The organism is Chroococcidiopsis sp. SAG 2025, from assembly GCF_032860985.1.
GTDB lineage: Bacteria > Cyanobacteriota > Cyanobacteriia > Cyanobacteriales > Chroococcidiopsidaceae > Chroococcidiopsis.
The window spans coordinates 4,483,630-4,498,596 of the sequence record NZ_JAOCNC010000001.1 but is presented as its reverse complement, the minus strand read 5'-3'; the positions used below and the strand labels follow the sequence as shown (position 1 = coordinate 4,498,596).

Sequence of the window (14,967 nt, the reverse complement as noted above, 5' to 3'; positions counted from 1 at the left end):
CTAGAGCGACACTTGACCTGGATATTGAATATCTGAATGAATTAAGAAACTGCAATCGACCCGAAGGTAATAATGCAGCTTTGAAACTCTAAATGCACTTGACTTTAAATGTACAATAAACTCGTTAGAAAAATCTAAAATTTTTGTTAAATGCAAGTAAAGAAAAATAATTATTCTTCTATAGATACATGTAAAAAAAAGCTGCTAAATTTGACTCTACTAAGACTTTGCGCTAATGCAGCAAATCTCCTAAAAGTTTTCAAGACAAGCTTTATCTGAGAGCAAACTATCTGAAATATCTAAACTTATGTAAAATAGCTTGAGGTAAAAACTGATAGATTTCCAAGTTTTCAGATGTCAATTTTTTAACTATATAAAGTGAGAGAATATCACTATTAGTTGTTTGCAATTTATTTAATTTGCAAAGTTGTGACTTTCAAATATATTTGGAGAATAAGCTGAGGGATTGCCAAAAATTCGCTCCCTCAACCTCTGGCACTTATAAGAACTGCTGGGCGATCGCCAGCAGATTTTGAGATATGTATGCTTTGACTTCGCTGTAAGTGAAGCTGTAGCCGTTCTGTTTGCCTAATTCCACTGCTAAGTTTAAAAAACTTTCGCGATCGCCTGACTGTTTCAGCTTTTCTTTGAGCGATGAGTCTTGCAATACCAGTTGATGAAACTGTTCTAGTTCTTTTGACACATTCGTTCTCTCGTCATTAGTCATTGGTCATTGGTTGTTAGTTGGCAGTAAACGCTCCGCTACACTACGTGAAGACAGTTGACAGTTATCAGTTATCGTAGGGGCGGGTTTTGAGCAAAGATTGATTGTCACTAGCCGTGAATATGCTTGCTAAACCCACCCTTACATGAGTCAGGAGTTATTTAATCTCCTCTGCACCTGAAGCCCCTAAAGCTTCCTTGTCTCACTTATCTTCAAAAACTAGCCGATTTCCACTTGATGCGGAATTGAACTCTGTTCGGGCTTGGCTTTACTCTTTTTCAAGTCAGTTTTGGCTTCCGCCACCAAGTCCTGAAAAGATTCTGATGCTTCAGCTACGGTATTTTGAGCCTTGTCATAAGCATCTAACATCCAAACCATACCCGTTTTCGCTAAGGATTTGGATGACTCTGACAAAGAATTACCTACAGCCGAATTAGACCCTCCCATAGCAGAACCTACGACACCAACTACAGGTGCTAGGGCTAATGCTCCTAAACCAATCCCTGCTGCTGTTAACGGTTCTAGTCCTAGCAATAAAGCTTCTAGTTCAAGCATGTTGATTCAGTTTCCAAAAAAGAACAATTGCAACTCGTACCGGACGCAACGACTACCTCATGCCTATCGTGGGAAGCGATCGCGCTAAAGCTATTTGTCACTCGTTATTAGCTATTTGCCTAGATCGATGACCGACAGCAGAGAACTAATAACCAACAGCTGCTAATCGCTCTGAGTGCGAAAGACAGTCGTTATCTCTGAATTTGGGTCACAAGAGCAAAATGTATTTGCACTCAATCAAACTCTGTCACCCTACGTAGCTTCTAAAACTCAATTTTGATGATAGCAGGAATAATACAAATCTAATTGAACTACTTCAAAGATTTTTAAAAAAGTTAATTGAACCTGAGTTAATACTATAGTTTAACTTTCTTAATCTAAGAGGTCATTTATAAAGAAAAGTTGAAAGCAGCGAGAATGGAGGCAAGAGGCTTTTACTATGACAAGACAGTAGCCCAAAGCATTGCCTCATGAGTAGAAAAGCTTACAAAAGTGATTTAACCGATCGAGAATGGCAAATCATTGAACCATTAATTCCACCTGTAAGACCAGGAGGACATCCACGTACTGTGGATATGCGTGAGGTAGTAAATGCCATCTTTTATTTGCTGAAAACTGGCTGTGCTTGGGAGATGCTACCACATGACTTCCCACCCTATTCAACGGTTTATTATTACTTTCGGCGTTGGCAAAAACGAGGAATTTGGCAGCAGATAAATCTTGCCTTACGTGAACAAGTACGGATGAAGCTGGGCAAATCTCATCAAGCTACTGCTGCAATTGTGGATAGCCAGTCCGTAAAAACGACGGAAAAAAGGGGAAGTATCCGGCTTTGATGGCGGCAAGCTAGTTAAAGGTCGCAAACGCCATGTCGTAGTAGATCCTCAAGGACTACTAATGGGTGTAGTAATCACCGAAGCTAATGCTTCAGAACGATTAGGAGCAATAGTGGCATTGCTAGAAGAGTGCTATAACTCTAAGTCTTTAGAGCTAATTTGGGCAGATAGTGGCTACAGTGAGAGAATTTTGCACAAGCTGTAATGGTAGTCTGCGGTGCAGAAGTAGAAATAGTTAAGCGGATTACAGATGGGTTTGAAGTTTGCCCAGAAGATGGGTAGTTGAACGAACTTTTGGCTGGCTAGGACGCTATCGACGACTAAGTAAGGATTATGAACTCCTACCGGAAATAAGTGAATCTATGGTCTACGCTGCTATGGTACGGCTGATGCTGAGACGACTAGCTGCTTGATTTTTACTTTATAAATCAGCTCTAAGTTATTAAATCTTAGAACATCTGTTATTGAAAAGTAACTCCACGTACCTGAGCGAGCGATAAATTTCAAACAATTGAAAGATTTGAACTGTTCAATAACTTGACATGAGATCGATGCAATCTGTTCTTCAGCTTCAGACTACCTGTAGCTTACTCCTGTTTTTCACTCTATTCATTTTGCAGCTCGATCTCGTCTAAGCCTTGATAGACGAGGATCTCATCGTAATCTTCCAAGCGATCAGCTCTATAGCTAACAACAACTTTTAGTCCACGATCTTTTAAAACTTCTACTAATTCGCTAAACTTATCTGGTCTAGTGTAAATCTTAAACATTACTGCTTCCATGTGACTTTGCCTCCTTTAGTATTATTTTGTAAATTGATTTATCTATCGAGTAATCCAACCAAAGTTAGAGATATTAACTTCATAAACTATGGGTTTGGCAAAGTTAATGAATGAGTTAAAGCTAAATTATTGTTTTTATTTTGCCCTACTTATGAGTGAGTTTTTTATGATTAACATCTTGGATTCGCTCGGCTCGATAATTATTTAATTATCGAATAAATTTACTGAATTTAGAAATATCAACACGTTAAAATCTGTTATTTTTTTTTGATTGTATGGATTGAATTTTATATATGCAACTATCTGGTTTGAAATTCTCCAAGCAGCAAGCAGTAAGCGTTACAAGCCCACTCTCAGCCAAAATATATCCTCTGAAATAAACTGAGATATTACCGTTTTCAATCAAATTTATTAATAAAATAAATGTATGAAATCGAAATTTGCCATTTATACTAAATCTAAACAAAGTCTTAAAAAAAACTTGAGCGGTCAAAACAACTCTTATAGTAATGATAGAGTCAGACTAATAAGTTTTTTTTCCGAAATGTTGGCTGAACAATACAATTAGCAATAAAATATTAGAAATTCTATGTCGATCTTCCACACTGTAGTTAGGTTTTTGCCTATCGGTTGCTTCTGTACCAACGAATCTTGTTTGTGACAAACGCCACTATTTAAGTAAAATTTTTGCAAACCGAGAATAGAGGAACAGGAGTGAATCGGTTTCCTTATATAACCAGTCAAAACTACGTAAGCAGAGGAAAATCGTAATTTCTACTCATGCGATCGCCTGACTTGGTGAAGTCGCTGCAACCTAGCAAGAATAGTCTAAACTCAGCGGCTCCAAGCCGTTGAGATAGAGTTACTCGATCGCGAAGTTGCAACTGTGCCTATTCTGAATATAATAGTCATGATAGGAAGGCAACATATGCCTGTCCAAAGGCAGAGGAAACAAAATTTTCTTTGAAGTAAAAAAAGATAAATATCTGGCAAAACTATATTAATAGCGGGTTTTAACAAATGAATAGAATGCCAGTCTCAGTAATCGACGCGGCTCGAAAAGAGTTTAATTATACAGAGCTAGAAGCAGAAATCTCTCAATTCGTGCAACAGCAAACGGGAGAAATCCAAGCCCTGGTGAAACGCACTGCCCAAGACATTATCGAAATCGGGCAGAAGCTTAATGCCGTCAAAGAGAAATTGAAGCACGGACGCTTTATTGATTGGATTGAGGCAGAATTTCATTGGAGCTATCCAACTGCGGCGAGATTCATGCAAGTTGCCGATCGCTTTGGCAGCCAAATCTATCAAATTGATAAATTTGCTCCGTCGGCAATGTACGAGCTAGCAGCGCCGTCAACTTCAAAACAAGCAATGGAAGAAGCGATCGCCCTAGCTGCATCGGGGGAAAGCATTACCTACTCGAAAGCGAAAGCACTCAAAAAAAAATACAAGGTTTCTTCGGCAAAGCCAAAGTTAGAAGCTCAACCCACCGTTAGCGAAACCGATCCAAGCAGTCATCAGGCAGGTTCGCCGCAATCACTGCTATTATCCTCACAAGTAGAAATCGTTGAAACAAAGCCTAACACTGTAGCGCGTCTATCCCTAAATGCGGCAAGTCGGAAAAGTTCAACTAGCCATAGCCAGCCGGAAGTTTGCTGGCACTTAGCTAAAGATCACATTTTATATTGCGACGAGCCAAATTCTCCTGCACTCCGTCAACGGCTACCAGAAAAGCTAAAACTTCTGCTTGCTTTTCCACCAGTTCCCAATTGGCAGACAGATATTCCTGCAGATACACGGATCATTGCCACGCGATATTTACCTAAAGGTAAGAATTCCGAACTACTAGAAAACACTTTAGAAGCATTGCTCGATCTCTACACGGAAGTGGGAGAGACAGTAGCAATTTGTTATTTGCCTTTTCCTAAAATCTTAGATGTTTTGAATCGATTTGAACGGCGGGGAATCTTGGTAGAGCCAGATCGCCAGCAAGTACATGAGATCGTTTCCTACTGGAAGAAAGGCTGGAAGAAAGGTGAGACGAAAGTGAAAGAAGTGAGTTTGTGAAAGAAGTCAGAAGCCAGAATTCAGGAGATGGAAGTTAATTTGGCTAACGTTACGTGAAGCAAAAGTTACAAAAAAGAGTTAAAAATGGCAAAATTTCAGGATATTTTTAGCTTTACTTAACATAACTCAGCTTGGAAACGAGAAAATTCTCAGAAATTCTGGGGCGTGAGTGAGGGCGATCGCGAAAAAAATGGCACTAAAATTCAGCAAAGCGATCGCCTAAAAGCTAATCAAATTAAAGCTATAAGCTTTTCAAACGCGGGATCGAACCAATAATTAATGCAGGCTTCAGAGTCGAATCAATCGATTTAATTGTGGTTTACAAAAGTTTTCTGTTTATTCTGGAAATTTCATAGTAAGCTTTAGAAGAACTCTAAATGCACTCGCTGTAGCACTGTAAAGCTGAACTATAACGCGAGGTCAATGTCTGATTTTTGTCGATCGCCCATATTTTCTATTCGTCCTGGTGAGCTGACGGATCGGGGCAGCATCCAGTTGTTATCAACTGCGAATACCTCAGTTAGTAGAGGTTTCAGCTTGACATCTACAAGGTCTAAAAATTACCCATACAGCTTATATCTAGCAAGTAATGCCTCACAATTGTGTGGTTTGGTATGCGGGCAGTCGTAGTGAATTGCGATTTTACCGACCCATTCATTAGCAAGCCTCAGCAAACTCAGTATTGCAGGATAAATGCAAGGTATTAGCCAGGGTTTGGACTAACTAAATTTTTGTGTTTTGTCAGCCACTTTGGAGATAACTGTTTGTCATGATTGCTACAAGCGTTACTAATGATTTGACTCCTACGGTTGCTGCGGTTGAACCAACGATTCAGATCGAAAACATCCATTACCATGTTGTTCACTCGACTGAGGGACGTTTTCGGATTCGCATCCCCAGACTGGCAGACGATCCAGAATACGTTGGCAAGCTTCATTACTTAGTTGACGGGCTAGATTTTGTCAGTAATATTCAGCTCAACCCAGCCTCTCGCTCGTTGATTGTAGAGTATGACTACGAAGCTAGTGCCAAAGCGATCGCGATCGTTCAAGAAAGGCTATTCAGTGCAATTCAAACAGCGCCGCAAGTAGAAGTTCCCATAGGATGGGCACCAAAAACAGAGGAGGAAAAAGCTAGTAACGAAGTAGACTTCGTAGAACGGTTAGCCTTTCCTGCGGCTGGTTTAGCACTCTCTGTAGGCGCGATGATAGGCTTACCAATTCCAGGGTTTGTTATTGCTGGCGTAGTATTTGTCGGTGCTATCCCCGTCTTTAAACGAGCCTGGGAAGCAATCCAACAAGACAGACAATTGACAATCGACTTCCTTGATGGTTTAGCACTGAGCTTGCATACTTTGCAAGGTCACTACTTTGCACCATCGTTCATGCTCGGTTTAGTCGAAGGCGGTGAGGCGATCCGAGACTTGACAGCTCGCGGTAGCGAAAGAGCTAACCTCGACCTACTCGACTGTTTGAGTAAGACGGCATTCGTCATTCGTGACGGACAAGTAGTAGAAATTCCCACAGCTGAAGTGGTAGTAGGCGATCGCATTATCGTCTATCCTGGCGACCAAATTCCGGTTGATGGGAGTATCATCAGCGGCACTGGCATTATCGACCAATGCAAATTAACAGGTGAATCAGTCCCCGTTACCAGACGCGAAGGTGAAGAAGTATTTGCTTCCACCCTATTAGTTGACGGGACATTAACAATTGATGCCGAGCGCGTCGGTAACAACACCCGCGCAGGCGTGATTGTCAACTTAATGCAAGCCGCACCAGTACACGATACCAGAGTTGAAAACTATGCGGCAATGGTAGCCAACCAAGCCGTTCTTCCCACTCTGGCAATTGGTGCTGGTGTCGGTCTAATGAGTGGCGATCTGAATCGTGCCGTTGCTCTGTTAACTCTAGACTTTGGTACGGGCATTCGCGTATCAGTACCGACCACAATCTTATCGGTTCTGACTTACACAGCTCGTAACGGTGTCTTGATCCGCAGCGGTCGAGCCATTGAAATTCTTGCCCGCATCGATACAGTCGTCTTCGATAAAACGGGAACCCTAACTGTCGGTCATGCTGGTGTCAACGACATCGACATCATGGACGATCGCTTTACTAAAGATGATGTTTTGTGCTTGGCTGCAACCGCCGAACAAGGACTAACGCACCCAATCGCTGAGGCGATCGTCCACAATGCCAAAGACAAAGGCATAGCGCTGAAAGAATGCGAAGAGTGGGAATACAAAGTTGGTCTGGGTGCAGCAGCCAAAATCGACGGAATGCAGATAATTGTCGGCAGTCCGCGCTTCATGAACCAAGAGAACGTTTCTCTGGATGAATACGATCGCAGGTATCCCGATGCTAAATCCGGCGGACAATCTCTGGTTTACATTGCAGGCGACGGCAAACTGATCGGCGTAGTCCGCTACAGCGATCCAGCTCGCGAAGAAAGTCGGGAAGTCATCGCCGAACTGAAGCGCATGGGTATTACTGCTTACATGCTTAGCGGTGACGTATCGCGGGTAGCGAAAGCCGTTGCTGGTAACTTAGGCATGAATCCTGACAACATCTATGCTGAAGCATTCCCAGAGCGCAAAGTCGAAGTTGTGAAGTCCCTGCATGACAGTGGCAAGACAGTTGCTTTCTGCGGTGACGGGATTAACGACTCAGCCGCCCTTGCTTACGCCGATGTTTCAATCTCATTTGCTGGTGCAACAGATATTGCTAGAGAAACCGCTGATGTCGTGTTAATGGAAGACGATTTGCGCGGCTTACTGATGGCAATTAAGGCAGCAAGACAGGCGATGGATATCATTTGGCAAAATACAGCGATCGTTGCCGTTCCTAACCTCGGCGCATTGGTCTCAGGTATCTTCTTCGCCCTCGATCCACTACTCGCTGTTGTGATCAACAACGGTACGGCTATCCTTGCCGAACTGAATGGCTTGCGTCCGTTGATGGGACCTGGAATGGAAATTCCGGCACTTACCGGAGCCAAGGCAGTACCTCAAGAAGCGATAACTTCGCCAAACTTCGCTAACGCCCCACCGTCAGAAAAACCCGTTCCAGCAGTCAGTGTAACTCCAGTTGTCGAGTCGAAACCACAGCTTGCTGAGGAAGTTAGTGTAGCGATCGCGCTTGAAACCAATGGTAACGGACATCATCATACCAACGGTAATGGCAACGGACACTATACAAATGGCAATGGTAACGGGCACTATACAAATGGCAATGGTAACGGTAAGCATCCAGCAGTAAAAACGGCGATCGAGCTAGAAAAGGCGAAAATGCCATCACCTGTAGGTCATTTAAAGCAGAGTGACTTGGCAAGACGGTTAGGAATGTCTCCCCAAACCCTCACCTATCGCAGATCGAGAGCTGATTTTGTTGAATGGAGCATGACTAAAGACCCAGATGGAGTTGCATGGCTCTACGAACCAGGTTCGAGATACTTCTACACGGTTGAATTCGACAATTCCAACGTCCAGCAAGAACAGCTAGTTGCAGCAGGAGTGCGCTAATGTTTGAACAAATTCAATTGGAAGAAAAGCCCAAGTTCGACTCTAACGTATACGCTGCATACGATCGCGTTCTTGCTTACGATGAGTTAATTGCCGAGGCATGGGACGGACGCAACCTAGCAGATGCCGATGCCAAGCATGACTCTCACCATACGCTGAATGAGTACCACGCCGCCTACAAAAATCAAAATGGCGAGTATTATATTTACTCATTCACCCACATTGGCTACATACCGGCGATCGCAGTAACGGCAGAAAAACTCGAAAGAGCGCACGCTGCCGAACCCGAGTCGATCCACGTCGAGCATTGTGGCTGGCACGACAGCGACAACCCGCAAGCAAAAGCAATGGAGTGGTGGAACAGTCATGTCATTGCTCGACTTGCTAGTCGTGTTGTGCCACAACCAACGTAGTTTAATGTCTGTAGAGACGTTGCGTGCAACGTCTCTACAGACCTCATCCCCTCGTTAAAGATGGATTGCCAAGTTATTCACAGCACGGAGGGGCGCTTGCGGATTCGCGTCCCTTCGATTGCCGACAATTCAGAGTATGCCGACAAGCTGAATTGGCTATTAGAGTCGCTGAATTTTGTCACCAGCATTCGGATCAATCCGGCGGCGCGATCGCTGATCGTGGCTTACGAAACTCATTTAGTTTCTGAAACGATCGCCGAAGCAGAACTGCTCGATCGCATTCAACGATTCGGTAATGCAGATGGTAGCACCGATCTAGTTCTGCCAGAGACAAAACCACTAGACCGACCGCAGGTCAATGAATGGGAACAACTAGGACTGCCAGTAGTTGCCCTCGGACTTGCCTTGGTAGCTGCTCCACTGGAAATTCCGCCTCTAATTATTGGCGCGGCGATCGCGGGTGCTGCCGTACCTTGGTTCAGTCGGGCAACTGAGAGTTTAGTTGTCAATCGCCAGCCCAATGTCGATCTGCTAGACTCCCTGTGGATGACCTTTCACACCCTCAACGGGCAGTTTGTCGCTCCATCACTGAAGACAGCTTTGGTAGGCGTGCGGCGGACTCTGCGCGGTATGAGTGGAGAGGAAAAAGAACGACAATTCCAACAGTTGTTGAATGGCTCCCAACAGCTTGTTTGGGTCGAACGAGATGGGCAAGAAAGGCAAATTGCTTTTCAAGAGGTAGTCGTAGGCGATCGCGTCATCGTCTATCCTGGTGATGTGATTCCCGTAGACGGACAGATCTTGCAGGGAACGGCATTAATCGACGAACGGCACTTAACTGGCGATCCGCAGCCAGTAGTTGCCACAGCAGGCGAAGATGTTTGTGCTTCTGCCCGATTGTTAGAAGGTAAACTCTGCATCCAAGCCAAACGCACTGGTTACAATACTCGCGTCGGATTAGCTTTTCAATTGTTGCAAACAGAACCCGTATACGACACCCAGATCGGTACGCAGCAGGCAGAATTTGCCAAAAGTGCTGTCGTACCGACTATCTTTTTAGGTGCATCTATTTTTGCCTTGACTGGGACGTATGGTCCAGCAATTACCCCGTTCCAACTCGACTTTGGTAGCGGTATTCAAATTGCCATGCCTACAGCTTTTCTGGGCGCTCTAACAGCTGCGGCACGTCATGGCGTGTATATTCGTAGCGGTCGCGTTTTAGAGTTGCTGGCTCAAGTTGACACTATAGTTTTCGATCGCACTGGTACTCTGACGCAAGGCAATGCAGTTGTAGCCGTCCATACCACAAATCCAAGCATCTCCCCTGGGGAAGTATTAACACTTGCCGCAACAGCTGAAACGTCTCTCAATCATCCCGTAGCAACCGCGATCGTCTATGCTGCTAAAACTCAGGGAATTCAGTTATTGGAATGCGAAACATGGGATTACCTTGCCGGCATGGGAATCGCTTGTCAGATCGACGGGCAAGAAATCTTAGTTGGAGGCGATCGCCTATTGCAACAACACCATGTCGATGTTAGCTGCCTTCAGCCTGAAATTGATGCTAGTACTGACTCCTACATTTACGTGGCTAAAAACGGGCAAGTTATAGGAGCAATCTTCTACACTGATTTTTTACGCCCAGAAAGTGCAGACATAATTGCAACTTTGCAACAATTGCGAATTGAGATTTATGTGGTGACAGAAGACAATCCCAAAGTTGCTAACGCTGTTGCAACGCAACTAGGTATGACTCCTAATTGCGTTCACGCCCATGCGACTAGCCAGAACAAAGCCGAGTTAGTACAAGCACTGTGCCACCACGGTAAGACTGTGGCTTTTGTCGGGGATGGAATTAACGAAGCGGCGGCGCTATCTTTTGCCGATGTCTCAATCTCTTTTGCATCTGGTAGCGATATTGAAGCAGAAACCGCAGATATCGTGCTGTTAGATAACGATTTAGCTGGGATAGTAGAAGCGATCGCCCTAGCCAAAAGAGCGATGGAAATCGTTTATCAAAATGCTGCGATCGTCATTGTTCCCAACCTTGCCGTAGTCACTGGCGGGATTTTCTTTGGTCTCAACCCAATCGTCAATGTCGTTACCAACAACTTTACTGCCTTTTTAGCTGAATTCTTCAACAGTATGCGCCCCCTCTTACCACCAAAAACTTCTTCCACGAAAAAAAGACTGCCAGCAGCTAGTAATTTAGCTCTGAATGCGTCAACAGCACCTACTTTCGATCGTGGCACGCACCTTAGCAGCGATGGTGCAGCTTGCATCAAGCAAAGCGCTCTAGCAAAGCGGTTGGGATTATCAGCTGGCGCGATCGCGCGTCACCGCGCCAAACCCGAATTTAGCAAATGGAGCAGTACCAAAGATCCAGAAGGAATTGCATGGACTTACGATCCCAACTCGAAATCTTTCTGTCGTCTGGGGTGAATAGAGAGTGGCTGGTGGCTGGTGACTATACATATTCAGAATCCACTACGGTTCAGTTAAGGCTCAAAGTGTTGTAAATTAAGCATTGTTCCCAAGAATGGAAAGTGAGTGTAGTGCATCTGAAGGATTTCTCATTGTTGTCTCCTACGATACAAAGTAGTGATGTGTTCAAAGCGATAGAGGCAGCCATCCCATCCACGGAGATCGAGCAAGCGATCGCTAAAACTAAAGTTTGTGAACAACGTAAACGCTCGTTACCAGCACAATTGGTAATTTGTTTGGTAATTGCGATGAGTCTGTGGTCACGAGATTCGATGAGATGTGCTGAAAAACTTAATTGATGGGCTGAGCGAAGCATGGGTGAAAGTGGGGAAATACTGGCGAGTTTTTGTAAATCAGCAATAACGCAAGCCCGACAACGATTAAGTCCAAGGGTGATGAGTCAATTGTTCCATCAACTGGTGCGACCAATGGCTAGCACCGATACCAAAGGAGCATTTCTCAATGGATTGCGAATTGTGGTAATTGATCGGACTTGCTTCGATCTGCCAGACAGCGATGAAAATGCGAGAGTTTTTGGTCGTCCGAGCAGCCGTCCTGGCACACAAGCCGCATTTCCCAAACTGCGATTAGTCATTTTGGTAGAAGCAGGAACACATTTAATCTTTGATGCATTGATGTGTCCATATCGAATAGGAGAACGAGTGCGGGCATTAAGATTATTACGCTCCGTGAGTTCAGGGGTTGTTGATGTGGGACAGAGGGTTACATTCTTATGCAATGGTGCAAGCAACTGTCACAACTGGTAGCGATTATTTAGGAAGAATTCCCGCAAATGTCAAGTTTTTGTGCGAAGAACCACTGGCGGATGGTTCTTATCTGAGTTGGATTTATCCACCTGCTAAATTCCGCTCAAAAGCTTGCCAGCCCATACAAGTCCGAGTGATTGAATACACAATTGGTAATACCGACAACCCAGAGGAACAACTAAGATATCGCTTAATTACCAGCTTATTGGAATTGGAGAAATTTCCGGCTCAACTACTGGCGATTGAATATCATCAACGCTGGGAAGTAGAAAATACTATTGATGAACTCAAAGTACATTTATCAGGACGAAAAACTCATATTCGCTCTCAAAACCGCGTGAAGTTGTGCAGGAAGTTTACGGGTGGTTGTTAGGACACTGGGCTGTGCGGTTATTGATGTTTCAAGCTGCAAAGAGCGCGGGTATCACTCCTTTGCGTCTGAGTTTCACTGGGACATTGCGAGTTATTCGTCGTGCTATCCCGAAATTTCAACGCTTGCAATCACAAGAACTCCCCTTTTTAAGTTGGTTAACTGAGATCTTGCACCATTCTCAATAAAGGGTTGCCAAAAGAGCCAAAATCTGGAAGAAAGGGCGTAGGAATAATTTGAGTTGACGATTATGGAAACCATCGTCGAATACGCCCAAGGGCTAGTCTATAGCCTTCTTTGCTTAATGCCTAACACATACCAGAAAGCCAGTCTAAACGCCCTGTTCGGGCTGTTTCTTGAAGCTCAAGGATATCCTTTACCCCAGCACACCCAGGTGAAATCCGCTTCTTCATTGAGTCGATTTTTGAATCACTACAATTGGTCTACTCGTAGCGTGATTCGCACGACTCGTCAAATGGTGTTGCAGCAAGTGACCGCTCATCCCCTCATCCAAGCACTCCTTTGCGAGTGTTGATCGATCTAACGACATTCGAAAAGTGCGGCAAAGTTTTTGCAGTTGAGTACGCCGACGAATGACCCCAAGGCACCTGACCCCTGGGTGAGAATACTTAACGGTAAGCGGGGATTACATTTAGTAGTATTGTACCTGGTGGTGGGTGAGTGGCGAGTGCCTTGGAGCTTTCGGGTCTGGCGGGGCAAAGGCTATCAAGCGCCCAGTACAATTAGCCTGCAAGTTGTTGGCAACGGTTCCAACCCAGTTGAGTCAGGGCAGGGTGGTCATTGTACAGGCAGATACGGAGTTTGGCACCGTAGAGTTTCTCAAAGCAGTGCGAAAGCAGTCGTGGCGAGCAGTCGTGGGGATGCGCTGCAATCGCAAAATGCAGGACGGTCGTCATCTAAAGCAACTGTATCGCCATGCCAACCGTGGACAACAGGTGTATTTAGCGGGAGACACACAGCCACTGACGGTGTCCTGGTTCTGGCTCAAACGAGCCGAAGGCAAGCGAGAACTGCGCTTTGTCGTTTCTACCCATCCTTACTCTGGCATTTATCTGGTGCGGCTAGGACGTAAGCGCTCTTGCATTGAGGGCTTTTTCAAAACGAGCAAACATCGTTTTGGGCTGCATCGCTTTGGGCAAACTACGAAACTTGGTGTCTATCGCTGGCTCATCAAGAGCGCTAATTGCCTATCTATTGGCGCATTGGATTGACCAATGGTCACTACCTCCTGTCCTGGATTGGAAAGCTGCCAGTGATTTGGCATTAACTGTACTGTTTCCCTCGGTTCTGTGGTTACAATTGCTGCGGTTCATCCGAGTCAATGCTGACATTGCTGCACAATTCGATTTTGAAATTATCCTCAAACCTTTACCCATTCTTGCTTATCGAGAATGCTGCAAGATCTGAGTTAACTGTAGAGATTTTAGACACTCTGTTACCTGAACGAGTTTCTCGTACCAATCCCAGAGTTGTAAAAAACCTGTATCCAAGTTTCGCTCAAAAAGCCAAGACATCGAGCCACCCCTCCCGAACCAATCCTCCTATTTTCTTTATCCTCAGCACAGCGTAGCCTTAAATGAACCGTATTGATTCAGAATCCAGTCACACACCACTCATGCCAAATGACAAATGACGAATGATAAATAGACAAAAAACTCGCCCAGGTAAACCTAAAAGCGAGTGTTGAGAGGGTTTTTCTGAGAGCGAGAGGGGAAGGGTTTTTACCTTCCCAGTTTGTAGCGTGTTACGATATCACTCCTCATCCACTATGACATGACTCCTCACACACCAAATAAAAGCTCAGAGCTTATTGAGATACGATTGATACCTCACGGGGAGCTTCTGGAGCGCCATTAGTCGGTTTAGTTCTTTCTGATTTAGCTTCAGCAACTAAATCTTGGAAAGATTCGCCAGCTTCGGCAATCAAACGTTGTCCCTTGTCGAATGAGTCGAGGGCAAAAACTAAACCATTTTTAGCAGCACCTCTTGCCGAGTCCGAAAGAGAGTTACCCGTCATTGAATTGATCGCGCCGATCGCAGGAACTAAAATTAATGCGCCAGCACCAATAGTTAATGCTGTAATTGGCTCAAGACCTAGTAACAAAGTCTCTAGTTCGAGCATCTTTATTTATCCTCCAAAAAATTACTGAACGGTTAGGTATCGCGTAACTACTATAGATGTAGCCGACAGCTAATTTGACTGTATAAATTAGCCTCTGTTTGCTTCACATCGCACGCTATGTAGCAGACTAATAACTATTAACTACCAGAAATAATGGTTACGCGAAATGTCAGCCACGACAGGGTGAAGTAACAAGGTTGACAATTAGCAAATACAGATACGTTTTCTCGTTACTTCGGCATATACATTTAGTGGTATTGCTTTATTGTAGAATACAATATTTACTAGAAAAAAAAGAGC

11 protein-coding genes and 2 pseudogenes are annotated in these 14,967 nt (G+C 44.5%); 9 read left to right on the top strand and 4 right to left on the bottom strand.

The genetic code is table 11. The features are described from left to right. Window positions 1–499: 499 nt before the first annotated feature. Together N4J56_RS21890 and N4J56_RS21885 are read right to left on the bottom strand one after the other, a co-directional pair. Window positions 500–727, bottom strand: coding sequence for a Nif11-like leader peptide family natural product precursor (locus N4J56_RS21890; protein WP_317108363.1), 228 nt, complete (start codon window positions 725–727; stop codon window positions 500–502). A gap of 216 nt (window positions 728–943) precedes the next feature. After that, window positions 944–1,279 carry a DUF5132 domain-containing protein gene (locus N4J56_RS21885; RefSeq protein ID WP_317108362.1) on the bottom strand — a complete coding sequence of 112 codons (336 nt, stop codon included), beginning with the start codon at window positions 1,277–1,279 and terminating at the stop codon, window positions 944–946. Between the two features lie 470 nt (window positions 1,280–1,749). Between N4J56_RS21885 and N4J56_RS21880 the strand changes: the two are divergent. Then, window positions 1,750–2,528 (top strand): annotated as a pseudogene (locus N4J56_RS21880) (IS5 family transposase). 192 nt (window positions 2,529–2,720) lie between these two features. On the opposite strand, the gene N4J56_RS21875 reads toward N4J56_RS21880, so the two are convergent. Beyond that, window positions 2,721–2,897 carry a hypothetical protein gene (locus N4J56_RS21875; protein ID WP_317108361.1) on the bottom strand — a complete coding sequence of 59 codons (177 nt, stop codon included), beginning with the start codon at window positions 2,895–2,897 and terminating at the stop codon, window positions 2,721–2,723. Between the two features lie 1,029 nt (window positions 2,898–3,926). On the opposite strand from N4J56_RS21875, the gene N4J56_RS21870 reads away from it, so the two are divergent. From N4J56_RS21870 to N4J56_RS21835, 8 genes and pseudogenes are all read left to right on the top strand, one after another. Next, window positions 3,927–4,967 (top strand): DUF3102 domain-containing protein, encoded by a 1,041-nt coding sequence (locus N4J56_RS21870; protein WP_317108360.1) that lies wholly within the window; start codon window positions 3,927–3,929, stop codon window positions 4,965–4,967. Between the two features lie 769 nt (window positions 4,968–5,736). Next, window positions 5,737–8,490: a heavy metal translocating P-type ATPase gene (locus N4J56_RS21865; protein ID WP_317108359.1), complete on the top strand. Its 2,754-nt coding sequence runs from the start codon at window positions 5,737–5,739 to the stop codon at window positions 8,488–8,490. After that, window positions 8,490–8,903, top strand: a complete 414-nt coding sequence (locus tag N4J56_RS21860) for a hypothetical protein (RefSeq protein WP_317108358.1) — start codon at window positions 8,490–8,492, stop codon at window positions 8,901–8,903. Before N4J56_RS21865 ends, N4J56_RS21860 begins: the two co-directional genes overlap by 1 nt. Before the next feature lie 60 nt (window positions 8,904–8,963). Beyond that, the gene (locus N4J56_RS21855) at window positions 8,964–11,345 is read left to right on the top strand and encodes a heavy metal translocating P-type ATPase (RefSeq protein WP_317108357.1); all 2,382 of its coding nucleotides are present in this window, start codon (window positions 8,964–8,966) and stop codon (window positions 11,343–11,345) included. Between the two features lie 188 nt (window positions 11,346–11,533). Next, a pseudogene (locus N4J56_RS21850) lies at window positions 11,534–12,712 on the top strand (IS4 family transposase). Window positions 12,713–12,774: 62 nt separating this feature from the next. Further along, window positions 12,775–13,059 carry a hypothetical protein gene (locus tag N4J56_RS21845; protein ID WP_317108356.1) on the top strand — a complete coding sequence of 95 codons (285 nt, stop codon included), beginning with the start codon at window positions 12,775–12,777 and terminating at the stop codon, window positions 13,057–13,059. A 223-nt stretch (window positions 13,060–13,282) separates the two neighbouring features. Continuing rightward, window positions 13,283–13,756, top strand: coding sequence for a transposase (locus N4J56_RS21840; protein WP_317106468.1), 474 nt, complete (start codon window positions 13,283–13,285; stop codon window positions 13,754–13,756). Between the two features lie 46 nt (window positions 13,757–13,802). Next, window positions 13,803–13,952, top strand: a complete 150-nt coding sequence (locus N4J56_RS21835) for a hypothetical protein (protein WP_317106469.1) — start codon at window positions 13,803–13,805, stop codon at window positions 13,950–13,952. Window positions 13,953–14,352: 400 nt separating this feature from the next. On the opposite strand, the gene N4J56_RS21830 is transcribed toward N4J56_RS21835, so the two are convergent. Next, complete coding sequence (locus tag N4J56_RS21830; RefSeq protein WP_015155669.1) at window positions 14,353–14,667, bottom strand: DUF5132 domain-containing protein; 315 nt, start codon at window positions 14,665–14,667, stop codon at window positions 14,353–14,355. Window positions 14,668–14,967: the final 300 nt, after the last annotated feature.